The sequence below is a fragment of the Methyloversatilis discipulorum genome (assembly GCF_000385375.1).
In the GTDB taxonomy this organism is placed as follows: Bacteria; Pseudomonadota; Gammaproteobacteria; order Burkholderiales; family Rhodocyclaceae; genus Methyloversatilis; species Methyloversatilis discipulorum_A.
On sequence record NZ_ARVV01000001.1, the window covers coordinates 1,807,230 to 1,829,218 of the forward strand.

Annotated in this window: 18 protein-coding genes; 11 read left to right on the forward strand and 7 right to left on the reverse strand. The window is 66.8% G+C overall.

Going from position 1 to position 21,989, the window contains the following annotated elements; genetic code table 11:
* The first annotated feature begins 119 nt into the window (after positions 1–119).
* The 7 genes from METRZ18153_RS0108545 (at position 120) to METRZ18153_RS0108575 (ending at position 7,963) form a co-directional block, all read left to right on the forward strand.
* The gene (locus METRZ18153_RS0108545) at positions 120–1,418 is read left to right on the forward strand and encodes a hypothetical protein (protein WP_020164341.1); all 1,299 of its coding nucleotides are present in this window, start codon (positions 120–122) and stop codon (positions 1,416–1,418) included.
* Positions 1,415–3,085 (forward strand): formylmethanofuran dehydrogenase subunit A, encoded by a 1,671-nt coding sequence (locus METRZ18153_RS0108550; RefSeq protein ID WP_020164342.1) that lies wholly within the window; start codon positions 1,415–1,417, stop codon positions 3,083–3,085. Before METRZ18153_RS0108545 ends, METRZ18153_RS0108550 begins: the two co-directional genes overlap by 4 nt.
* A 4-nt stretch (positions 3,086–3,089) precedes the next feature.
* A complete protein-coding gene (gene fhcD, locus METRZ18153_RS0108555; RefSeq protein WP_020164343.1) occupies positions 3,090–3,986 on the forward strand; it encodes a formylmethanofuran--tetrahydromethanopterin N-formyltransferase in 897 nt (298 codons plus the stop codon).
* A 199-nt stretch (positions 3,987–4,185) separates the two neighbouring features.
* Complete coding sequence (locus tag METRZ18153_RS0108560; RefSeq protein WP_020164344.1) at positions 4,186–5,001, forward strand: formylmethanofuran dehydrogenase subunit C; 816 nt, start codon at positions 4,186–4,188, stop codon at positions 4,999–5,001.
* Entirely contained in the window at positions 4,998–6,026 is a 1,029-nt protein-coding gene (locus tag METRZ18153_RS0108565; RefSeq protein WP_020164345.1) for a DUF6352 family protein, read from the forward strand. Before METRZ18153_RS0108560 ends, METRZ18153_RS0108565 begins: the two co-directional genes overlap by 4 nt.
* Positions 6,027–6,122: 96 nt before the next feature.
* Positions 6,123–7,289 carry a phosphoserine transaminase gene (locus METRZ18153_RS0108570; protein ID WP_020164346.1) on the forward strand — a complete coding sequence of 389 codons (1,167 nt, stop codon included), beginning with the start codon at positions 6,123–6,125 and terminating at the stop codon, positions 7,287–7,289.
* Positions 7,289–7,963 (forward strand): HAD-IB family phosphatase, encoded by a 675-nt coding sequence (locus METRZ18153_RS0108575; RefSeq protein WP_020164347.1) that lies wholly within the window; start codon positions 7,289–7,291, stop codon positions 7,961–7,963. Before METRZ18153_RS0108570 ends, METRZ18153_RS0108575 begins: the two co-directional genes overlap by 1 nt.
* A 10-nt stretch (positions 7,964–7,973) precedes the next feature.
* Here METRZ18153_RS0108575 and METRZ18153_RS0108580 read toward each other — a convergent pair whose 3' ends face one another.
* From METRZ18153_RS0108580 to METRZ18153_RS0108590, 3 genes are read right to left on the reverse strand one after another with little or no spacing between them, the layout of a single operon-like run.
* Positions 7,974–8,369 carry an META domain-containing protein gene (locus METRZ18153_RS0108580; RefSeq protein ID WP_020164348.1) on the reverse strand — a complete coding sequence of 132 codons (396 nt, stop codon included), beginning with the start codon at positions 8,367–8,369 and terminating at the stop codon, positions 7,974–7,976.
* A gap of 1 nt (position 8,370) precedes the next feature.
* The gene (locus METRZ18153_RS0108585; RefSeq protein WP_020164349.1) at positions 8,371–8,832 is read right to left on the reverse strand and encodes a hypothetical protein; all 462 of its coding nucleotides are present in this window, start codon (positions 8,830–8,832) and stop codon (positions 8,371–8,373) included.
* 46 nt (positions 8,833–8,878) lie between these two features.
* Entirely contained in the window at positions 8,879–9,340 is a 462-nt protein-coding gene (locus METRZ18153_RS0108590; protein ID WP_020164350.1) for a hypothetical protein, read from the reverse strand.
* Positions 9,341–9,513: 173 nt separating this feature from the next.
* Here METRZ18153_RS0108590 and METRZ18153_RS0108595 point away from each other — a divergent pair, with 173 nt between their 5' ends.
* On the forward strand, positions 9,514–10,065 hold the full coding sequence (locus tag METRZ18153_RS0108595; RefSeq protein WP_020164351.1) for a DUF6647 family protein: 552 nt from the start codon (positions 9,514–9,516) through the stop codon (positions 10,063–10,065).
* Positions 10,066–10,083: 18 nt separating this feature from the next.
* On the opposite strand, the gene METRZ18153_RS0108600 is transcribed toward METRZ18153_RS0108595, so the two are convergent.
* Positions 10,084–14,019 carry a DUF3683 domain-containing protein gene (locus tag METRZ18153_RS0108600; RefSeq protein WP_020164352.1) on the reverse strand — a complete coding sequence of 1,312 codons (3,936 nt, stop codon included), beginning with the start codon at positions 14,017–14,019 and terminating at the stop codon, positions 10,084–10,086.
* A 131-nt stretch (positions 14,020–14,150) separates the two neighbouring features.
* On the opposite strand from METRZ18153_RS0108600, the gene METRZ18153_RS0108605 reads away from it, so the two are divergent.
* On the forward strand, positions 14,151–15,218 hold the full coding sequence (locus tag METRZ18153_RS0108605) for a metal-dependent hydrolase (RefSeq protein ID WP_020164353.1): 1,068 nt from the start codon (positions 14,151–14,153) through the stop codon (positions 15,216–15,218).
* A 63-nt stretch (positions 15,219–15,281) separates the two neighbouring features.
* On the opposite strand, the gene METRZ18153_RS0108610 is transcribed toward METRZ18153_RS0108605, so the two are convergent.
* On the reverse strand, positions 15,282–17,648 hold the full coding sequence (locus METRZ18153_RS0108610; RefSeq protein WP_020164354.1) for a TonB-dependent receptor: 2,367 nt from the start codon (positions 17,646–17,648) through the stop codon (positions 15,282–15,284).
* 449 nt (positions 17,649–18,097) lie between these two features.
* Here METRZ18153_RS0108610 and METRZ18153_RS20060 point away from each other — a divergent pair, with 449 nt between their 5' ends.
* Positions 18,098–18,400, forward strand: a complete 303-nt coding sequence (locus METRZ18153_RS20060; protein WP_081629080.1) for a FeoA family protein — start codon at positions 18,098–18,100, stop codon at positions 18,398–18,400.
* The gene (feoB, locus tag METRZ18153_RS0108620) at positions 18,397–20,268 is read left to right on the forward strand and encodes a ferrous iron transporter B (protein ID WP_020164356.1); all 1,872 of its coding nucleotides are present in this window, start codon (positions 18,397–18,399) and stop codon (positions 20,266–20,268) included. The genes METRZ18153_RS20060 and feoB overlap by 4 nt, the downstream gene beginning before the upstream one ends.
* A 145-nt stretch (positions 20,269–20,413) precedes the next feature.
* On the opposite strand, the gene METRZ18153_RS0108625 is transcribed toward feoB, so the two are convergent.
* Entirely contained in the window at positions 20,414–21,085 is a 672-nt protein-coding gene (locus METRZ18153_RS0108625) for a flagellar brake domain-containing protein (protein ID WP_020164357.1), read from the reverse strand.
* 118 nt (positions 21,086–21,203) lie between these two features.
* Positions 21,204–21,989: a heme ABC transporter ATP-binding protein gene (locus tag METRZ18153_RS0108630; RefSeq protein WP_020164358.1), complete on the reverse strand. Its 786-nt coding sequence runs from the start codon at positions 21,987–21,989 to the stop codon at positions 21,204–21,206.

A 21,989-nucleotide genomic window follows, 5' to 3' on the forward strand; every position in this document is an offset into this window, starting at 1 on the left:
GTGCGGTCCGTCCTGCCGGATGCTGCAGTGCGGCGCGCGAAGGCGCGCCCGTCGTCGGTTTGCGCTTGTTGTATCGTTGCGGGCTGCGGGTTCTATCAACCTGATGAAACGGATGACTCATGACGAATGAAGCGACTTCGACCGTCGTCACCGAAGTGGCCTGTCCGCTGTGCGGGCACGCCTGTGACGACCTGAGCGTCGATACCGCGGGCAACGGCCTGACGGTCGTGGCCAACGGCTGCGACAGGGCGCGCGACGGTTTTGCTCGACTCGGAGGTGTTCCGACGAACGCTTCCGCCCGCATCGACGGCAAGCCGGCGTCGTTGGACGAGGCCTGTGCGGAAGCTGCGCGCATCCTCGCGGGCGCGCAGCAGCCGGTGTTCGGCGGCATGGCGCTGGACCTGAACGGTGCGCGCGGCGCGATGGAACTGGTCGATCTGGCGGGCGGCATCGTCGAACACATCAACAACGAATTCGGCTGGCGCGCGAGCCGCGCCGTGCAGGACGGCGGCGGCATCAACACGACGCTGGCCGAGGTGAAGAACCGCGCCGACCTGATCGTGCTGTTCGGTACCGACGCGGTGTCGCGTCAGCCGCGTTTCTTCGAGCGCACGGTGTGGGTGAAGGAGTCGATGTTCGACTTCGATACCACCCGCCGCCACATCGTCTATCTAGGCGCCGGCCTGAACACCGCGCCGGGCGTGTCGCCGGACGGCCGCCAGCCCGACGTGTTCGAATTCGACAAGAAACGCATGCCCGAGGCGCTGTCGGTGCTCAATGCGCTGCTGGCAAAGCAGCCGGTTGCCGGTGAGGCGCCGCTGGGCATCACGCTTGCTCGCTGGCAGGCGCTGGCGGACGCATTGCTGGCGGCGAAATACAGCGTGCTGGTGTGGACGGCATCCGCATTCGACACGCCGCAGGTCGACATGAACGTCGGCGCCATCGCGGCGATCGCGCGCAAGCTCAATGTGACGACGCGCTGCAACGCGCTGCCGCTTGCCGGCAACGACGGCGATTCGACGATGGGTGCGGTGCATCTGTGGCAGACCGGCTTCCCGATGCGCACCAGCTACGCCAGCGGTACGCCGAAGTTCGACCCGCTGCACAACGGCCTGTCGCGCCTGGTCGCCAATGGCGAAACCGACGCGCTGGTGTGGTTGTCCAGTCTGAACGATACGGTTGCACCGCCGTCGACCGGCCTGCCCACGGTGGTGATCGCGCCGCCGACGCAGAAGCTCGATGCGGAGCCGCATGTGTTCATTCCGGTGGCCACGCCCGGCATGCACCTGACCGGGCATTTCGTGCGCACCGACAAGGTGGTGTCACTGCCGTTGCGGGCGCTGAAGAAGTCGTCGCTGCCCGCGGCGGAGCAGGTGACGGCCGCCATCGTGGCCAAGATGAAGGAGGTGGGAGCGTGAGTCTGATCAAACTGACCGGTGGCCGCGTGATCGATCCGGCCAACGGCGTGAACGACCAGGTGCGCGACATCTACGTGCGCGACGGTCGCATCGTCGCCGGACCGAACGAGCACGAGAAGATCACCGCCGAGTACAACATCGCCGGCCGCATCGTCATGTCGGGTGCGATCGACATGCACAGCCATATCGGTGGCGGCAAGGTGAATATCGCGCGCGAAATGCTGCCGGAAGATCATCGCGGCGATCCGCTGGAGCGCACCGAACTGACCCGTTCGAGCTGCGGTCACGCTGCACCCGGCACGCTGGCGGCCGGTTATCGCTACGCCGAAATGGGCTACACGGCCGCCTTCGAGCCGGCCATCCTGCCGATCAACGCGCGCCAGGCACACATGGAAATGGGCGATACGCCCATTCTCGATACCGGCGGCTACGCCATGCTGGGCAGCGACGATTTCTTCCTGCGCATGATGGCGGCCAAGGAAGACCAGAAGGCGATCAACGACTACGTCGCCTGGACGCTGAACGCGACCCAGACGGTGGGCATCAAGATCGTGAACCCGGGCGGCATCTCCGCCTTCAAGTTCAACCAGCGCAAGCTCGACCTCGACGAACAGAACGCCTACTACGGCATCACGCCGCGGGAGATCGTCAAGGTGCTGTCGCGTGCGGTGCATGATCTCGGCGTGCCGAAGCCGCTGCACGTGCATGCCAGCAACCTCGGTGTGCCGGGCAACGTCGATACCACGCTGGGCACGATGGACGCGGCCGAAGGCCTGCCCATCCACTTGACGCACATCCAGTTCCACAGCTACGGCACCGAGGGCGACCGCAAGTTTTCGAGTGCAGCGGCGCGCATTGCCGAGGCGATCAACCAGAAGAAGAACGTGACGGCCGACGTCGGCCAGATCCTGTTCGGCCAGACGGTGACCGCCTCCGGCGACAATATGGTGCAGTACCGCAACGCCGACCACGGCTCGCCGAAGAAGTCCGTCATCATGGACATCGAGTGCGACGCCGGCTGCGGCGTCGTGCCCTTCAAGTACAAGGACCAGAACTTCGTCAATGCGCTGCAGTGGGCGATCGGCCTGGAAATCTTCCTGATGGTCGATGATCCGTGGCGTGTGTTCCTGACCACCGATCATCCGAACGGTGCGCCGTTCACGACCTATCCGCACCTGATCAAGCTGCTGATGGACCGCAGCTTCCGCAACGCGATGCTGGACACCATCAATCCGGACGCACGCGCGATGAGCAATCTGGCCGGTCTCGACCGCGAGTACTCGCTGTACGAGATCGCCATCATGACGCGCGCCGCGCCGGCGAAGCTGATCGGTCTGGCCGACCGCGGCCATCTGGCCCCGGGTGCCGCCGCCGACATCGTCGTCTACAAGGAGGACGCCGATCGCGAACGCATGTTCGAAAAGCCGGAACTGGTTTTCAAGGACGGCGAACTGGTGGTGCGCGACGGCAGGATCGTCAAGGTGGTGCGCGGCAACACGCACGCGGTGAAGCCGGAATTCGATCGCAGCATCGAGAAGAAGATCGAACCCTACTTCCAGCGTTACCACTCGGTGCGCATGAACAATTTCAAGATCAGCGACGACGAACTGTGCGAGTGCGGCGGTGGCAGCAAGCTGATTGCCCATGCATGCAAGAAGCGGGGTTGAGCAGATGATCATCAACGGTGTAGCGATCGACGACACTTTCGCCGAAGCATTCGGCATGCGGGGCATCCGCCTCATCATCACCGCGTACAACGAAACCTGGGCGCTCAACTCGGCCAACGCGATGACCGGTTTCGCGACCTCGGTCATCGCCTGTGGCGCCGAAGCGGGCATCGAGCGCGTGCTGTCGCCGGAGGAGACGCCTGACGGTCGTCCGGGCGTGTCGGTGCTGGTGTTCGCGGTGTCGAGCAAGGAACTGATCAAGCAGATCGAGCGGCGCGTCGGCCAGTGCGTGCTGACCAGCCCGACCAGTGCCATCTTCGCCGGTCTGGACGAAGGCGATCCGGTGCCGCTGGGCAAGACGCTGCGCTATTTCGGCGACGGCTTCCAGACCTCGAAGCAGATCGGCGGCAAGCGCTACTGGCGCGTGCCGGTGATGGACGGCGAATTCCTCGTGCAGGACACCGCGCGCATGGTGAAGGCGGTCGGCGGCGGCAACTTCCTGGTGCTGGCCGACACCCAGGTGCAGGCGCTCGAAGCCTGCGAGGCGGCCATCCGAGAAATGCGCAAGCTGCCGGAAGTGGTGATGCCCTTCCCGGGCGGCGTCGTGCGTTCCGGTTCCAAGGTCGGTTCGAAATACAAGGCGCTGTCGGCTTCGACCAACGACGCCTTCTGCCCGACGCTGCGCGGCGCGACCAAGTCCGAACTGGACGAGCGCATCGGCGCCGTGCTCGAAATCGTCATCGACGGCCTGACCGACGCCTCGGTCAAGAAGGCGATGGAAGTCGGCATGCGCGAAGTCTGCAAGATCGGCGCGGCCGGCGGCATCCGCCGCCTGTCGGCCGGCAACTACGGCGGCAAGCTTGGCCAGTTCCAGTACCACCTGCGGGAGATCCTGTCATGACGAGGCCCCCACGCTCACTTCGTTGGCGGAGGGCCGGCCATGCAAAGCCACCCCGTTCGGCTGGCGCAGCACATGTGCTGCGAAACCCCTGCCTCACCCCCGCCGAGGGGGCTGCGCTCGCCCTTGGGGCGGCCCGGCGGGCGGCGCGGCGCTCGTTTCATGCATTGCGAAATGCGCAACCCGTTCTGGAGATCCTGTCATGAGTGCATTGGTACTCACCCTGCGCAACGCACCGGCCCAGCGCGTCGACGCCGGCGCCCTGAACCCGACCGCGCTGGCCGGCCTCTCGGTCGCCGACATCGCGGCGCTCACGCTGCAGATCGGCAAGCGCACGGTACGCGTCGACGAGGTGTTCTCGCTTGAGGGCGACGATACGGCGGACGTCGTGTTCCGTGGCGACTGCGGCAAGTTCGAGCGCATCGGTGCCGGCATGAAGTCGGGCCGGGTGACGGTCGAGGGCCATGCCGGTGCCTATGTCGGTCAGGGCATGCTCGGCGGCACCATCGTCATCGGCGGCAACGCGGGCGCCTTCTGTGCGACCGGCATGAAGGGCGGTCGCATCGAGGTGGCGGGCGACGTCGCTGAATTTGCCGGCGGCGCGATTCCAGGTGAAATGAAGGGCATGGCCGGTGGTCTGCTGCTGGTCGGCGGCAACGCCGGCGAGCGCCTCGGCGACCGCATGCGCCGCGGCCAGATCCTCGTCAGCGGCAACGCGGGCGACTACTGCGGCGCGCGCATGATCGCCGGCACCATCGCGGTGGCCGGCACGGTCGGCGCCTACCCGGGCTACCTGATGAAGCGCGGCACGCTGATCGTGAACAGCCTGCCGGCGCAGATGCTGCCGGGCATGGTCGATTGCGGTCCGCACCGCCTCGGCTTCCTGAGCCTGCTGTACGCGAGCTGGAAGGGACTGCCGGGCGCCTTTGGCGCGCTCGATGCCAGCGCCTGCACGGTCCGCCGCTACATGGGCGACATGGGCGTGGTCGGCCGCGGCGAACTGCTGGTCCGCGCTTGACGACGCATCGCTGGTGGCCGGAATCGCTGCATCCGCTGGTCGGACGCAACGCGGCCGGCCGCCTGCTGGTGACCGAGGCGCTGCTGCGCAGCTGGATGACGCGCCCCGAACTGGCGCTGGTCGACGACAGCTGCGTCGCGGAACGCGCGCTGGTGGCGTCGCTGGATGCTGCGCCTGCGCGCATCGTCGAGCACGGTGAGATCGCCGCCATCAAGGACGAGGACGCGCGCGACAACTGGTTCGCCTACGTCGCCTTCCGCGACCGCGTGCTGGCGCAGCCGGACATCGAGTCGGCCTGGCTGGAGCTTTTTCTCGACGGCCTGTCCGGCATCGCGCCGCTGTTCGTGCCGCAGCTCACCGAAATCATCCTGCATGCGCTGCTGGAGGACTGCGACGACCCGCTGATGTGGCGGGCCGCCGAGCTGTTCTTTCGCAGTCAGCGCGCGACGCCTCAGTCCGGACGCGTACTGATGGCGGACGCCGAAGTGCTCGGCGACTACGCCGAAACCGGCGGCTTCGGCAATATCGGTCGCCTCATCCTGCAGGCCGGTGCCGCGCCGCGGGCGGCGAATCTCGACGTGCTCGATCCGGCCAACGCAGCTGATCTGTACGCGCGGGTCGGGCGCCGTGCCGTGCTGCCGCTGAATGTCGGCCAGCCCGGGCTGGATGCGCTGTGCCGGGTGATGGAGCGCTGGATCGCGCATTTCTACGGCTGCGCGGTCCGCATCGCACCGCAGAAGGACATCCACGACGATCGCTGGGCCTGGCACATCGGCCTTGATCGCGAAGCGATGGACCTGCTGAACACGCTGTACGAAGGCGGCGAACTGGCGCCCGACCGCATGGCCCGCATCGTTGCGCTGTTCCGCCTCGATTTCGTCGACCCGCAGGAAATGCGCGCCGAACTGCGCCGTGACGGCGAAGCGCGGCCGGTGTGGATGGCGCTGGCGATGGACGAAGCAGGCCTGGTGCAGATGAAGCCGCAGAACCTGCTGCTGAACCTGCCGCTCGCCGCGGCGAACTGAACGGCACAGACGAAGGGGGCAGCCGCCCCCTTGCTGCGCCGCAATGCGGTGGCGGGCTATACTCGCCCGCTTTCCCTGCATCCCCCGTATTGCGCCATGACTGTCGCCAAGCCCGAAATCCGACCCGCCCGCCCGTATTTTTCGTCCGGCCCCTGCGTCAAGCGTCCGGGCTGGACGCTGGACGTGCTCAAGGACGCCTTCATCAGCCGTTCGCACCGCGCCAAGGACGGCCTGGCCAAGCTGAAGGAGGTCATCGTCCGCAGCCGCGAAGTGCTGGGCATACCGGACGACTACCGCATCGCCATCGTGCCGGGTTCGGATACCGGTGCGGTGGAAATGGCGCTGTGGACGCTGCTCGGTGAGCGCGAGGTCGATTGCCTCGCGTGGGAAGCCTTCGGCGCCAACTGGGTTACCGACGTCGGCCCGGTGCTGAAGCTTGCCAACGCACGCCTCGTGGTGGCGCCTTACGGCAGCCTGCCGGATCTGTCGGCGGTGAGCTGGGAGCGTGACGTCGTGTTCACGTGGAACGGCACCTCGGGCGGCGTGCGCGTGCCGGATGGCGACTGGATCGCCGACGATCGCGCCGGCCTGTCGATCTGCGACGCCACGTCGGCTGCCTTCGCGATGGAACTGCCGTGGCACAAGCTGGATGTGACCACCTGGTCCTGGCAGAAGGTGCTGGGCGGTGAAGCGGCGCACGGCATGATCGTGCTGAGCCCGCGCGCGGTCGAGCGGCTGTACCGCCACACGCCGGCTTGGCCCATCCCGAAGGTGTTCCGCCTGATGAACAAGGGCAAGCTCACCGAAGACCTGTTCGAGGGCAATACGATCAATACGCCGTCCATGCTGTGCGTCGAGGACCAGATCGACGTGCTGCGCTGGGCGCAGGATCTTGGTGGTCTGCCAGCGCTGATCGCGCGCAGCAAGGCCAGTTTCGCGGTGCTCGAAAGCTGGGTGGCGAAGACCGGCTGGGTGAACTTCCTGGCCGACCGTCCGGACGTGCGTTCGCACACCTCGGTCTGCCTGAAGATCACCGATCCGTGGTTCGAGGCGCAGTCGCTGGAGGCGCGCTGGGCCATCGTGCAGCGGCTGTGCGCGCTGCTGGAGGCCGAAGACGCGGCCTACGACATTTCCGCTTACCGCGACGCACCGCCGGGCCTGCGCATCTGGTGCGGCGCGACCGTGGACACCGCCGATGTGGCCGCGCTGACGCCGTGGCTGGACTGGGGCTACGCTACCGTGAAGCAGGAGATGAGCCGGTGATGCGCGCCATCCTGTTCGACTGCGACAGCACGCTGTCGACCATCGAAGGCATCGACGTGCTGGCCGAACAGGCCGGCGTGGTCGATCAGGTGGTGCCGCTGACCAACGCCGCGATGGAAGGGCGACTGAAGCTGGAAGAGGCCTATGCCGCGCGGCTGGACCTGATCAAGCCCGACGCGTCGACCATCGACGCGGTCGGGCGTCAGTACATCGAGACGCGTGTCGACGGCGCTGCCGAGGCGATCGCCGCGCTCGGCGCGCTGGGCTGGCAGGTGCACGTGGTGAGCGGCGGCATCCGCCAGGCGGTGCTGGCGATCGCGCGCTTTCTCGGTGTGCCGGACGAGCGCGTACATGCCGTCGACCTGAGGTTCGACGCGAATGGTCACTACGCCGGCTTCGACCCGGAATCCCCGCTGGCGCGCAGTGGTGGCAAGGCGGAAATCGTGCGCCGGGTTGGCGCCGGTGCCGAACGCGTGGTGATGGTCGGTGATGGCATCACCGATCTCGAGGCGGCTGAAGCCGGTGCGCTGGTGATCGGTTTCGGCGGCGTCGTGCGCCGCGAAATCGTCGCCAGCCGCGCGCCGCATTTCATCGATCAGGCCGATCTGCGCGAGGTCGTGCGCCTGCTGGCGACGCCGGAAGAACTGGCGCGCGTCGAGTCGCTGCTGCGCTGAGCGGCGTCGGTCAGCGCGTCGCGACGATGCGCCGGCCGTCGCCGGTGACCATGATCAGCGTGCGCTCGTCCGGTCTGTCCTGGCGCACCACCTTGTCCAGCATTTCGAACAGCCGGTTCTCGATGTCCATCGCCGCGCCGGCGCAGGCCATGCGTGTGGCGGCGATACGGCCGAAGCGCAGGTCGTGGCCCTGGCGGGCCCAGCTTCCGGTGTAGCGGTTGCAGCCGGCGCGCCCAGCGAGCCGGCCCTCGGGCAGGAACTCGATGTGTGCGTCGACGTCGTCCGGCACTGTCGTCGTGCCGACCTCGCGGATCTGCCAGCGCCCATCGGGCGGTCCGCCGCCGCCGTAGGTGGTGCAGGCCGCAAGCAGCAGAACACCCAGCAGCGATGCGAGGCGCGTACTCATGTCAGAAGCGGGGCAGAGCCTGCCGGTAGAGCGGGCCGAAGCACTGCGTCACGTCCGGGCGGTAGCACACGAGGTGACTGTCCTCGCCCTGGCGGAAATGCACGAATACCCGGTAGGTTTCACCCGAGTCGTCGGCGTTCTGCCCGAGACAGTCCTTGCCGCCGGAGTTGTGCCGGATGGTCACGTTCAGTTCGAAGAAGTCGTCGGCGACCGGCACGCTGGAAAACACATAGCTCACGTCGGTCTGCTCGTTGCCGCTGCTGACGCGGCCGGTGCCGTCGCTGCGATACTCGTAGCTTTCGACGCACTGCGACTCGTCGGTCCAGCTCCACAGCCCGACGATCTGCGGTGCGGCAAGCGGGCCCGCGGTCTCGACGCGCGCTGCCTGCGTGGCCGACGCCGCGAGCAACGCCGCGCCGACCAGCAGCGAGTTGCAGGCCTGCCTGAATCGATGGATGTTCATGACGGCCTCCGCAGAGCACGACATGTTTCGATTGTAGGCCGCTGTGTCAGATTCCGTTCGCTGCCTTGCGGCGCAGCGGACCGAAACAGTGCTTCAGTTCCGGTTCCATGCAGACGATGTGCTGGTCGCCGTCGGGGTGGAATTTCAGATAGACCGTGTAGCGCTCGTTGGTGTCGTCGCTGGCAGCACCGGCGCAGTCGCGCCCGCCGTTGTCCTTGGTGATGGTCGCCTGCAGCCGGTAGAAGCCGTCCTTCAATGGGACCGGGTCGAAGATGTAGGCCATTTCGGCGCGTTCGTCGCCGCTGCTGACACGGCCGCTGCCGTCGGCGGCGTACTCGTAGGTCTCGCTGCACTGCTGCGGATCGGTCCAGCTCCAGCTGCCGGCGAGACGCGGCGACGCCGCACTCACGCCGGGCTGGGCGGAATCGGCCGGCACGGCGAATGCACTGCCGCAGGCGAGCAGGGTGGTGACGATCAGGCAGGTGGGAAGGCGCGCTGCAATGGACATGACGGGCTCCGGTCGGACGGCTTGCGGGGATGTTGCGGCCGGCGCATTCTGGCACCGGGCCCGCGGTGGGACACGGGCAGCGTGCCCGAGTTCTGCGCAGACCTGTGCGGAAATTTCTGGCGCCTGCGGTGTCGAAGCCCCGACCACACCGCATCGCGCAAGGGAGCGCCCCCATGGCCGACACCGTCCTGCTGTCCTATCTGTTCAGCGTCGCCGCTGCGCTGTCGGGCTACCCCGAACTGCCGCTGTCCGACCTGCCGACGCTGCGCATGATGGCGCCGGCTGCGCTGATCGAGGAAGCGTGCCCGGACGATCCGCGCGAGTGCGACAAGCTGGTTGCGCTGTACGACCACGACCGTGAGCAGATACTGATACGCGCCGATCTCGACCTGCAGGACCCGACCGACAATTCCTTCCTGGTGCACGAGTTCGTGCACGTGCTCGAAGCGCGGCAGAAAGGTGCGCTGTACCAGCACGACTGCAATTCGACGCTGCGCTCGGAGCGCGACGCCTACCGCGTGCAGAACCGCTATCTGCAGCAGGAAGGGCGCAGCGAGCGCTTCGGCACCCAGCTGGCGACCGTGGTCTGCGCGCGCGACCAGCGCTCGGCCGGCAACGGCACGATGCGCCTCGAAGTCGCTCCCGGTGTGGCGAACGAGGAGCGCGTACTGGAGAACTTCATGCAGGAACTGCGCGACGGCGCGGCCGCGGCGCAACGCCGCTGACCGCGCCACCGCGACGCTTCAGAGCAGCACGCGTTCGATGCCGCCGGCGTTGGCCTGCTCGACGTAGCGGGCGGCCCAGTCCTCGCCGAGCAGGTGGCGCGCCATCTCGACCACGATGTAGTCGGCCTGGGTGCTGCTGTCGTTGTCGTAGCGCGACAGGCCCTGCAGGCAGGACGGGCAGGAGGTCAGGATCTTCACGTCGCCGGCAAAACCGTCGGCACGCAGCACGTCCGCCCCCTTGCGCATTTCCTCTTCCTTGCGGAAGCGCACCTGGGTGGAAATGTCGGGCCGGCTTACCGCCAGTGTGCCGCTCTCGCCGCAGCAGCGATCGTTCAGCGCCACCTTCGTGCCGTCGGCCGTGCCGACCAGCTGATTCACCACCTTCAGCGGCGCGTGCGTCTTCATCGGCGTGTGGCAGGGATCGTGATACATGTAGCGCACGCCCTGCACGCCTTCGAGCTTGACGCCCTTTTCCATCAGATACTCGTGGATGTCGAGCAGCCTGCAGCCGGGGAAGATCTTGTCGAATTCGTACTGCTGCAGCTGGTCCATGCAGGTACCGCAGGACACGATCACCGTCTTGATGTCGAGATAGTTCAGCGTGTTGGCGACACGGTGGAACAGCACGCGGTTCGAGGTACTGATCTGCTGTCCCTTCTCCGCGTTGCCGCCCGCGGTCTGCGGATAGCCACAGCACAAGTAGCCCGGCGGCAGCACGGTCTGCGCGCCGACGTGGTAGAGCATGGCCTGGGTGGCCAGACCGACCTGCGAAAACAGCCGCTCGGAACCGCAGCCGGGGAAGTAGAACACCGCTTCCTGGTCTTCGGACGCGCGCTTCGGGTCGCGGATGACCGGCACGATGGCGGCGTCCTCGATGTCCAGCATGGCGCGCGAGGTGCGCTTCGGCAGATTGCCCGGCATCGGCTTGTTGATGAAGTGGATCACCTGCGCCTTGACCGGCGGCTTGCCCAGCGTCGGCGGCGGCGCCTTGGTCTGGCGCTCGACCAGACCGAGCGCCTTGCCGACCCGGTGCGCCATCCGCTGCGCCTTGTAGCCCACGCCCATCATGGCCACGCGCAGCGTCTTGATGGTGGCCGGATCGGTCGCGTTCAGGAAGGCCATCGACGCGGCCGTGCCCGGGTTGAACTTGCGCTTGCCCTGCTTGCGCAGCGCATTGCGCATGGCAATCGACACGTCGCCGAAGTCGATGTCCACCGGACAGGGCTTCTCGCAGCGATGGCACACCGTGCAGTGGTCGGCCACGTCGCTGAACTCGTCGAAGTGGCGCAGCGATACGCCGCGTCGCGTCTGTTCCTCGTACAGGAAGGCTTCGATCAGCAGCGAGGTGGCGAGGATCTTGTTGCGCGGCGAGTAGAGCAGGTTGGCGCGCGGTACATGGGTCGAGCACACCGGCTTGCACTTGCCGCAGCGCAGGCAGTCCTTGATCGAGGTCGCGATCTGGCCGATGTCGCTCATTTCCATGATCAGCGACTCGGTGCCGAGCAGCGAGAAGGACGGCGTGTAGGCGCGCGCCAGATCGCCGCCGGGCAGCAGCTTGCCGGCGTTGAAGTGTCCGTCCGGATCGACCCGCTGCTTGTAGGCGATGAAAGGCGCCAGCTCTTCCGGCGTCAGGAATTCGAGCTTGGTGATGCCGATGCCGTGCTCGCCGGAAATGACGCCGCCAAGCGAACGCGCCAGCGCCATGATGCGGGCCACCGCGGCATTGGCTTCCTGCAGCATGCCGTAGTTGTCGGAGTTCACCGGAATGTTGGTATGCACATTGCCGTCGCCGGCGTGCATGTGCAGCGCGACGAATACGCGGCCGCGCAGCACTTCCTTGCGGATGATCTCGACACGGTCGAGCACCGGCCGGTACATCGCGCCGTCGAAGATTTCGTCGAGCAGCGGTTTGAGCTCGCGCTTCCACGACACGCGGACCGAATAGTCCTGCAGCCGATGGAAGAGCGTGGGCCGGTCGGCGCGGTTGAGCAGCGGACCCATTTCCACGCCGATCGACATCAGCAGGGGTTCGGCGCGTGCCAACGGCATGTCGAGATTGTCCAGCAGCCACTGCCAGCGACCGCGTACCGCCGCCACCTGCTGCAGCGCCTGGGTGCGGCGGTCACCGATCAGTTCGTCGGCGTCGACATTGGCGTCACCGGCATGCAGCGGCAGTTCGCCGCGCAGGAACTCGACCAGCGCGTCGCACAGGCGCAGCTTGCTGGCGATCGACAGTTCGATGTTGATGCGTTCGATGCCGTCGCAGTAGTCGCCCATGCGCGGCAGCGGAATGACCACGTCCTCGTTGATCTTGAATGCGTTGGTGTGGCGGGCGATGGCGGCGGTGCGGGCGCGGTCCAGCCAGAAGGTCTTGCGCGACTCGGCCGACACGGCGATGAAGCCTTCGGCGCCGCGCTGATTGCACAGGCGCACGACTTCGGACGCAGCGGCCATCACCGTCGTTTCGTCGTCGCCGACGATGTCGCCGATCAGCACCATCTTCGGCCGGCCGTGGCGGCGCGCCTTGGTGGCGTAGCCGACCGCGCGCACGTAACGTTCGTCGAGATGTTCGAGACCGGCCAGCAGCACGCGTGCATTGCCCGACTTCGGCAGACCGTCCAGGTAGTCCTTGATCTCGACGATGGCCGGCACCGCCTCGCGTACCTGGCCGAAGAATTCGAGGCAGACCGTGCGGGTGACCGGCGGCAGCTTGTGCAGGATCCAGCGCGCGCTGGTGATCAGGCCGTCGCAGCCTTCCTTCTGCACGCCGGGCAGGCCGGCGAGGAATTTGTCGGTGACGTCCTTGCCCAGACCTTCCTTGCGGAAGCGCGCACCCGCCACTTCGAGGATGTCGGCCTCGCCCCGTGGCGTGCGGCCGTCAGTTTCGAAACGCTGGATGGCAAAGCGCACGACGGGCGCGTCGTGGATCTTGCCGAGGTTGTGGTCCAGCCGCGTGATTTCCATCGGCCAGCCGTCGGCGTCCACCATGCGCCAGCTCGCCAGATTGTCGAGCGCCGTGCCCCACAGCACGGCCTTCTTGCCGCCGGCGTTGGTGGCGATGTTGCCGCCGACACAGGAGGCGTCGGCCGAGGTCGGGTCGCAGGCGAACACCAGACCGGCGTTCTCGGCGGCATCCATGACGCGGCGGGTGACCACGCCGGCGCCGGTGCGTATGGTCGCGTAGGGCTCGGACAGACCCGGCAGCACCATGGGCTCGACGGCGCCCAGATCGATCAGCTTTTCGGTGTTGATGACCGCCGATTTCGCCGACAGCGGCACGGCGGAACCGGTGTAGCCTGTGCCGCCGCCGCGCGGCACGATGGTCAGGCCGAGCTCGATGCAGCCGCGCACCAGCGGCGCGATCTCGTCCTCGGTGTCCGGGTAGAGCACGACCAGCGGATATTCGACGCGCCAGTCGGTAGCGTCGGTCACGTGCGATACACGGGCCAGACCGTCGAAGGCGATATTGGCTTCGCGCGTGTGGCGGCCGAGTACCTTGCGGATACGACTGCGCAGCTTGCGGGTTTCACCGAAGCCGGCGGCGAAGGCATCGACCGCGTTGCGCGCGGCAGCCAGCAGTTCGCCCACCTTGCGATCACGCTCCTGCGATGCGGCGTCACCGCCCGGCTGGCGGCGCTGTTCGATCTCGCGCAGTCGATGGTGCATCGCACCGACCAGCGCGTCCTGGCGCTTCGGGTTGTCGAGCAGATCGTCTTCGAGATAGGGATTGCGCTGAACGACCCAGATGTCGCCCAGCACTTCGTAGAGCATGCGTGCCGAACGGCCGGTCATGCGCTCGTCGCGCAGGCTGGACAGCGTGTCCCACATGCGTGCGCCCAGCAACCGGATGACGATTTCGCGGTCGGAGAGCGAGGTGTAGTTGTACGGGATTTCGCGCAGTCGGGTAGGGTCGCGCGAAGCTTGCAAATCGATGAGCGCGGTAGCGGATTCCATCAACAAGCCATGAAGCGAATCGGAGCGGCATTATACGCCTGCTTCTTGTGCACTGCGCCACAATCGGCGCGAAGTGCGCCGGGGTGTTGTCCTTGCGACGCATCCGAGCTGTACCTGAACGGAAAAATCGATTGGATACCCTGACTCACGCACTGTCCGGCGCGCTGCTCGGCCGCTTCATGGCACGCGCGCCCAGCGACGAACGCCAGCCCAAGGTCTGGCAGATGGTGCTCGCGGGCGGTCTGGCCGCCACCTTTCCGGACCTCGACTTCGTGCTCGGCTACGTGTCCGAGCTCACCTATCTGCGTGGCCACCGCGGTGTCACGCATTCCTTCATCCTGCTGCCTGTGTGGGCGTTTCTGCTGGCGTGGCTGATGCCGCGTCTGCTGCGCGCGCGCAGCGTTGGCTGGCGGCGTTTCTACGCGGTGGCGTGCGCCGGTATTGCGATCCACATCCTGGGTGATCTGATCACGCAGTTCGGCACGATGATCCTGGCGCCGTTCTCGGATCGCCGTTTCGGCTGGGGCACGACCTTCATCATCGACCTGCCGCTGACCGGGCTGCTGATTGCCGGCCTCGCGGCGAGCGCACTGTGGCGGCGCAGCCGGCTGCCGGCGGCGCTCGGCCTGGCCGCGGTATGCGCCTGGATCGGCGTGGGCGCGGTCGGCAAGTCGGAAGCCATCGAGGCCGCGCGGCGGCATGCGGTGGAGCAGGGCATCGCCTTCGTCTCGATCGACGCGATTCCGCGGCCGGCTTCGCCCTTCAACTGGACCGCGGTGATCGACGACGGTGAGCGTTACCACATCGCGCACATCAATACGCGACGTACCGGACTGCTGACGGCGGAGCCCGACGACAACCTGATCCGCCGCTTCTCGGCGCACTACCGACCGGTCGCGCTGGCGCAGTGGGAAGTACGCGAACGCTTCGGCAACGGCGACCTCGGTGCGGTGCGGGAACAGGTGCGCGCTGTGTGGTCGGCACCGGATTTCGCCTTCTTCCGCTGGTTCGCGATGTTTCCGGTACTCGACAGTGTTGGCAGCGCGGGTGGCGGCGGGTGCGTCAGCTTCCGCGACCTGCGTTTCGAAACGCCGGGGCGCGACACGCTGCCGTTCCGCTACGGGCTGTGCGAGAACGGTGGGGGATGGGCGCTGGTCGAGCGGACGATGGCGGGCTGGCGTGCGCTGAGCGGGCGCTGAAAGAGAAAAGCCGGGCCGGCAGTCCGCGGACCACCGACCCGGCTCTTCTTGCTGCGGCGGAGATCAGTACTTCACTGCTACCGTCAGCTGGAAGGCACGCTCGGTGCCGGGAACGGCGAAGCCGCCGTTCTCGTAAAGCGCTTCGTAATAGCGCTTGTTGAACACGTTCAGCACGTTCAGGCGGACGTCGTAGCGCGGCTGTTCATAGGCCAGCATCAGGTCGGTACGCACGAAGCTGGGGGCACGGCCTTGGGCGATCGGAGCGCAGGCGTTATAGGTCCAGAGACCGCTGTTGGCGTTCTGCGTTGCGCTGTCACATTGACCGATGCCATAGGCCAGGCGCGAACCCTTGCCCTCGACACCGACGCCAGCACGCCAGTTGGGCATAAAGCGATAGGTTGTCCACAGATTGAAGGTGAAGTCCGGGGTGTTGCGCGGTGTCGCGCCAACGCTGTAAGGGTTGTACTTGCCGCGATACACCAGGCGGTTGGCGTTTGCAGCCTGGCCTGCGGCGTATGCTCCCCCGGAGACTTGGGCAAAGGTGCCGAGCAGCTCGCCATCAAACTGGTCGTCGATCTCTGCGCGCATCAGAGCGATACCGCCGAACACGTCCCACTGCGGAGTGATGCGGCCGGCCGCTTCGATCTCGAAGCCGTCGGTGTGACGTTCCTTCGACAGCACGGCCGAGTTCGCCTGTTCGAGATCAGTGTTTCGCTCGTTGAACTTGGTCGCGCGATACAGCGCGGTACGCAGAGACAGCGCGCCGTCGAACAGTTCCCATTTGGTGCCCAGTTCGACCGTACGGCTGCGTTCGGCGTCATAGCGGATATTGTTGTTGAGCTGGTACAGGTCTGCCGTCGGATTGAAAGAGTCGCTCCAGGCCAGATAGTAGGTCGACAGGTCGGTAGGCTGGTACAGCAGGCCGCTGCGATAGCTCCATTCGTTGTACTTGAGGTTGAAATCTGTTGCTACGCCGCTGGTCGAGTTCAGGGTTTTGTAGTCGGCGTCCATGCGATCGTGACGAAGGCCGAGCAGCAGCTTCCATTTCGGAATGAACTCGATCTGATCCTGCGCGTAGAGACTGTACGAATCGCCTTCATAACCTGCGGGACTGAAGCGGGCACGGTTGCCGTAGGCCGCAGGAACAGCGACGTCCGGATCGGGGTTGCCGACAGTGGTCGTCGGGGCGGTTACGGCGATCGACGTGTAGCTCCAGCGATCCGCCTTCTCGCGCAGCAGTTCGACGCCAAAAAGCGCCTCGTGCTTCATGCCGGCCAGTTCGAACTTGGTCGTCAGGTCGCTCTGCAGTGTCACTGTGTGCTCACGGCCACCACGAGCCTGACGGCCGCGGGTGATTACGGTGGCGTCGGTAACGGTGGAGCTGTTCACGTTGGCCGGCAGTCGCGGCGCGACTGCCCACAGGTCGCGCTTGTAGTCGGCGAAGCGGGCGACCGTGCGCAGTTCGGTGTCCTGCGAGAAGCGGTGGGTCCAGATTCCGGTGCTTATATTGGTGTCGTTCTGTTCGTAGTCCGAAGAAGTACCGTAGAAGGCGCTGGCGGATACGTCCAGCGGACGGCGAGTGACCTGGGTGCGTGTGATTGGCGTGGCGAGCGCGCGGCTGATGAAGGGCACACCGTAGTCCGGCACGTTCTTCGTCGTGTAGTACAGATGACCGATCGAGAACTCGTCGGCCGTTCCGATGCCCCAGCGCAGCGTCGGCGCGATGCCCTCGCGCTCCGATTCAACGCCGCGACGCGAACTGCCGGCGTCGGTCTTCATCGCGCTTATGCGCAGTGCCGCGTTCTCGCCGACCACCTTGTTCACGTCGGCGGTGACGCGACCGTAATCATAGCTGCCCACGGTGGCCGACACTTCGGTGCGGTCGACCAGGCCCGGCTGCTTGCTCACGCGGTTGATCACGCCACCCGCCTGACCGCGCCCGAACAGCATGGCGGCCGAGCCGCGCAGCACGTCGATCTGTTCGACATGGAAGGTTTCGCGGTTGTACTGAGCCACGTCGCGGATGCCGTCCAGATACAGATCACCGAAGGAATAGAAGCCGCGCAGCATGATGTTGTCGCCGATGCGACCGCCTTCACCGGAGTTGAAGGTGAGGCCTGCAACGTGGCGCAGCGCGTTCTTCATCGTGTCCGAGTTGCTGTCCAGCATGAGCTGCTCGGTCACCGTGGTGATCGCCTGCGGAATGTCCTTGGCCAGCTGCTTGGTCTTGGCCGACGTAACGATGCCGGTCTGGTAGCCGCGGTTCGGCGAGTTCGGGCGGTCGTACTCGTCGCGCACCTTCACTTCCGGCAGGACCGGAACATTGGAGTCGGTGGCGGGCTTCTGTTCTTCGGCGCCAGCGGTGGATGACAGGGCCATCAGCATGGCCGCGGCCAGCGTCAGCGGCTGCTGCGGGATCGAGCGTTTCATCAGTGCAAGTCCAGTAGGTTGATATCGGGGGCTGGACTGGCTTGCTGCGACGCAAAGAGGCTGGCTGGTCCGCTGCCCGGCGCGTGCGAGGAACACGACAATGGGCAAGTGCGGCGCAGTGTAAATGAGAACGGTTATTGGAAACTTAATGTTGCGGCATCGCAACAATCGATTCGTGTGCAATCAAAATTCCGCGCGGGTAGAGGCATTGCGCGGACTGCCCCTAGGGCCTGTTGCCATTGAATTGCAAACCCGAAGGGCGCGAGTCCCGATGCGCCCAGCTCCGCGTTGGGCCTCCTGGCCTGACGGCCAGTCAGCCGGCGTCGGCCCGTCTTGATCCGGACGCATCGGGATTCGCGCGCGGCCCGCAATTCAATGGCAACAGGCCCTGGGCGCGGTGTCAGGTAGAATGAAAACTGTTCTCAACATCTGAATCAGCGGATATCGCAATGCCGACGCCTCCCCCCGTGGAATCCCCGACGCCCGTTCCGACCGCCGGTTTCGCTCTCAGCGGCGCCACCGTTGGCGTCCCGATGACTGTGGTCGAGGTGCGCGCCGATGCGCGGGCGCCGGAATGGGCCAGCCGGCTGCGCGAACTGGGGTTCATCGCCGGCGAGCCGGTACGTGTGCTGCGTCGCGGTCAGCCGGGCGGCGAACCGCTGGCGGTGCGGGTCGGTGTGTCGACGTTTGCACTGCGCCGCGCCGAGGCTGACTGCGTACTGGTGCGAGCGGCCGATGGAGCTGCAGCGTGACGCAGACTGTGGTCGATAGCAGCCGGCTCGGTCCGGCGCTGCTGGCGCTGGTGGGCAATCCGAATTGTGGCAAGACTGCGCTGTTCAACCTGCTCACCGGCAGCCGGCAAAAGGTGGCGAACTACGCCGGCGTGACCGTCGAGCGAAAGGAGGGCGTGCTGCGTACGCCGTCCGGTCGCCGACTGGCGGTACTCGACCTGCCCGGAACCTACAGCCTGACGCCGCATTCGCCGGACGAGCAGGTCACGTGTGATGTGCTGGCCGGGCGTCTGGCGGGCGAGCGCCGGCCCGATCTGATCCTGGCGGTGGTCGACGCCACGCATCTGCCGCGCCAGCTCAGACTGGTGCTCGGTCTGATGCGCCAGGGGCTGCCGGTGGTGGTCGCGCTGAACATGACCGATCTGGCACGGGCGCGTGGCATTCACGTCGATGCCGAGGCGCTGTCGAGAGCGCTCGGCGTGCCGGTGGTCACCACGGTGGCGGTGAAGTCGGGCGGTGCCGACGCGCTGCTCGAACTGCTCGAGGATGTGCGCCCGGGTACCGCGCTGCCGGCGGCGGAGGCGGGCGACGTCGCCGACGATCATCGGCGCGTGCGCGACATCCTGGCTTCGCTCGGGCTCGATACGGTGCAGGCGCACGCCTTCAGCGATCGCGCCGACCGCGTGCTGCTGCATCCGCTGGTCGGTCCGCTGCTGCTGTGCGCGCTGCTGTTCCTGATCTTCCAGGCGGTGTTCGCCTGGGCCGAGGCACCGATGGGCTGGATAGAGGCGGCGACCGCCGCGCTCGGCGAAGCGGTCGGAGCGGCGCTGCCGGACGGCCTGCTGCGCAGTCTGCTGGTCGACGGCATCGTCGCCGGGCTGGGCGGCGTGCTGGTCTTCCTGCCGCAGATCGTCATCCTGTTCTTCTTCATCCTGCTGCTCGAGGAATCGGGCTACCTGCCGCGCGCCGCCTTCCTGCTCGACCGGCTGATGGGCGGTGTCGGGCTGTCCGGCCGTTCCTTCATTCCGCTGCTGTCGAGCTTCGCCTGCGCGATCCCGGGCATCATGGCCACGCGGACGATCCAGAACCCGCGCGACCGCTGGGTCACCATCATGATCGCGCCGCTGATGACCTGTTCGGCGCGGCTGCCGGTGTACGCGCTGCTGATCGGCGCCTTCATTCCGCCGCGCACCGTTGCCGGCGGGCTGGAACTGCAGGGTCTGGTGCTGTTCGCGCTCTACGTGGCGGGCATCGTGTCGGCCATCGCCATCGCCTGGCTGCTCAAGCGCTTCGGTGCGCGCGACCTGACGCAGGCGCTGATGATGGAGCTGCCCGATTATCACTGGCCGTCGGTGCGCAATATCGCGATCGGCCTGTGGCAGCGGGTGCTCATCTTCCTGCGCCGGGTCGGCGGCATCATCCTCGCGCTGACGGTGCTGCTGTGGTTCCTCGCCACCTTCCCGGCACCGCCGCCCGGCGCGACCGGACCGGCGATCGAGTACAGCTTCGCCGGCACGCTGGGTCGCTTCCTGCTGCCGCTGTTCGAACCGGTGGGCTTCAACTGGCAGATCGCGGTCGCGCTGGTGCCCGGCATGGCGGCGCGCGAGGTGGCGGTCAGCGCGCTGGGTACCGTGTATGCGCTGTCGGCCACCGCCGACGACACGGCACAGGCGCTGGCACCCCTGATTTCGGCCAGCTGGGGGCTGCCGACGGCGTTGTCGCTGCTTGCCTGGTTCGTGTTCGCGCCGCAATGTCTGTCGACGCTGGCGACCGTGCGGCGGGAAACCGGTGGCTGGCGGGCGCCGCTGCTGATGGCGGGCTATCTGTTCGGACTGGCCTGGCTGGCGGCCTTCCTGACCTACCGCATCGCGTCCGGAGTGAGTGGATGATCGTACTGACCGATTTCGTTGCGCTGTGTGCCGTAGCGCTGGCCGCCCTGGCGGCTGGTCGGGCACTGCGTCAGTGGTGGCGCGCCCTGCGTGCGCCGTCAGCCGGTTGCGGAGGATGCAACGGCTGCCGCCGGACTTCCGGGCTTCAGACGCGCCCGGACGGCGAGTCGAGCAGGTGCTGATAGACGTAGCTGCGCAGCATTATCCAGCTCTGATTGTCCAGCTCGGCGAACTCGACGCCGCAGGCGACACCGCCTTCCGGCAGTGAATGGGCGTTGCGCACCGTGCCTTCGCACTGCACTTCGATGTCGACGAAGTGCAGCTTGAGCGGCAGCGTGAAACTCAGCGTTTCCCCGACTTCGCCCGCGGCGGCGCTGCCGCGCAGTTCGGCGCCGGTCGCGCTCAGATTGGTGACGCGCACGGCGCGTGCGTCGGCGCCCTTGAGCTGTACCGCGATGTCGGTCCGCACGCGCTCGGCGCGGCGGATGCGACGGCTCGATACGGCGGACGGAAACTCCAGGTGCAGGTATTCGTAGGGGCTGACCGCGCGCCTGAGCACGCGGGTGTTGAAACTGAAGGCCTTGCGTCCGGAGAAGGTACGTATCAGCACGGTGTCGCCTTCGATCAGCGAGCCGCTCCAGTTCTTTTCGTCGGGCATGCTGACCAGCAGCGAACGGTCTTCGGTATAGCCGACCAGCCTGACGACGCGCGCGCCGCCGGTGATCTTGGCTGGCGGATCGAGCTGCATGCGGTCGCCGACCTTCAGGCCCATGCCGAGGAAGGTCGAGGTGCTGGATTCGATCGGATTGCTTGCCATCGGAGGATCTCTGCCGTGTCGGGTGCCGGTGATGCCACGCGCACTCGTGGTGGGCGTGGCACCGAGGTCTACGGCGCGTGCACGGTCTTCTAAACCCCCGTCCACGCTTTTTTACCGATCATGCGGGCTCGGCGATCAGTACGGCCTGTCCGTCGTGCGCGTCGTGCAGCAGCCGGCAGCGCAGGCCGAAGGCCTGTGCAAGTTCGGGTGAGGCCAGCACGGCGGCGGGTGCGGCATCGGCGCGGATGCGGCCGTCGGCCAGCAGCACCATGCGGTCCGCGTAGCGCGCGGCCAGATTCAGGTCATGCACGATGGCCAGCACCGCGCAGCCTCGACGCAGGGCGAATTCGCGTGCGCAGGCCAGTGTGCGGTGTTGCCAGGCGATGTCGAGTGCTGCCACCGGCTCGTCGAGCAGCAGCGCGTGCGCGCCTTCGGGCGCGGTCCAGATCTGCGCCAGTGCGCGCGCCAGGTGTACGCGCGCCTGTTCGCCGCCGGACAGCGTGGCGCAGACGCGTGTCGCCATGCCGTCGACGCCGGTCAGCGCCATCGCGGCGCGTGCGATCTGCCGGTCTTCGGCGCCGGGGCGTCCGTGATGGTGCGGGAAGCGGCCGAGCTCGACCACCTGGGCGGCGGTGTATTCGAGGTCGGTGCGCTGGTGCTGGGCATGCACGGCGCGTATCTGCGCCAGCGCAAGCGGTGCGATGTCCTGCAGCGCGGCGCCGGCGCACAGCACGCTGCCGTGTGCGACATCGATGTCGCCGGCCAGCGCGCGCAACAGCGTGGTCTTGCCGGCGCCATTCGGGCCGACCAGCGCCAGCAGCTCGCCTGGCTTGAGCGCCACGGTCAGGTCGTCAAGCAGCACGCGACGGCCGGCGCGAACGGTCAGGTTGCGGGCGGCGAGCAT

Coding starts and splice junctions, on each gene's coding strand:
- METRZ18153_RS20060 (WP_081629080.1), top strand. CDS start 18,098: ATGCCGACGCCTCCCCCCGTGGAATCCCCGACGCCCGTTCCGACCGCC.
- fhcD (WP_020164343.1), top strand. CDS start 3,090: ATGATCATCAACGGTGTAGCGATCGACGACACTTTCGCCGAAGCATTC.
- METRZ18153_RS0108570 (WP_020164346.1), top strand. CDS start 6,123: ATGACTGTCGCCAAGCCCGAAATCCGACCCGCCCGCCCGTATTTTTCG.
- METRZ18153_RS0108590 (WP_020164350.1), bottom strand. CDS start 9,340: ATGTCCATTGCAGCGCGCCTTCCCACCTGCCTGATCGTCACCACCCTG.
- METRZ18153_RS0108610 (WP_020164354.1), bottom strand. CDS start 17,648: ATGAAACGCTCGATCCCGCAGCAGCCGCTGACGCTGGCCGCGGCCATG.
- METRZ18153_RS0108580 (WP_020164348.1), bottom strand. CDS start 8,369: ATGAGTACGCGCCTCGCATCGCTGCTGGGTGTTCTGCTGCTTGCGGCC.
- METRZ18153_RS0108630 (WP_020164358.1), bottom strand. CDS start 21,989: ATGCTCGCCGCCCGCAACCTGACCGTTCGCGCCGGCCGTCGCGTGCTG.
- METRZ18153_RS0108585 (WP_020164349.1), bottom strand. CDS start 8,832: ATGAACATCCATCGATTCAGGCAGGCCTGCAACTCGCTGCTGGTCGGC.
- METRZ18153_RS0108595 (WP_020164351.1), top strand. CDS start 9,514: ATGGCCGACACCGTCCTGCTGTCCTATCTGTTCAGCGTCGCCGCTGCG.
- METRZ18153_RS0108560 (WP_020164344.1), top strand. CDS start 4,186: ATGAGTGCATTGGTACTCACCCTGCGCAACGCACCGGCCCAGCGCGTC.
- METRZ18153_RS0108575 (WP_020164347.1), top strand. CDS start 7,289: ATGCGCGCCATCCTGTTCGACTGCGACAGCACGCTGTCGACCATCGAA.
- METRZ18153_RS0108600 (WP_020164352.1), bottom strand. CDS start 14,019: ATGGAATCCGCTACCGCGCTCATCGATTTGCAAGCTTCGCGCGACCCT.
- METRZ18153_RS0108625 (WP_020164357.1), bottom strand. CDS start 21,085: ATGGCAAGCAATCCGATCGAATCCAGCACCTCGACCTTCCTCGGCATG.
- METRZ18153_RS0108545 (WP_020164341.1), top strand. CDS start 120: ATGACGAATGAAGCGACTTCGACCGTCGTCACCGAAGTGGCCTGTCCG.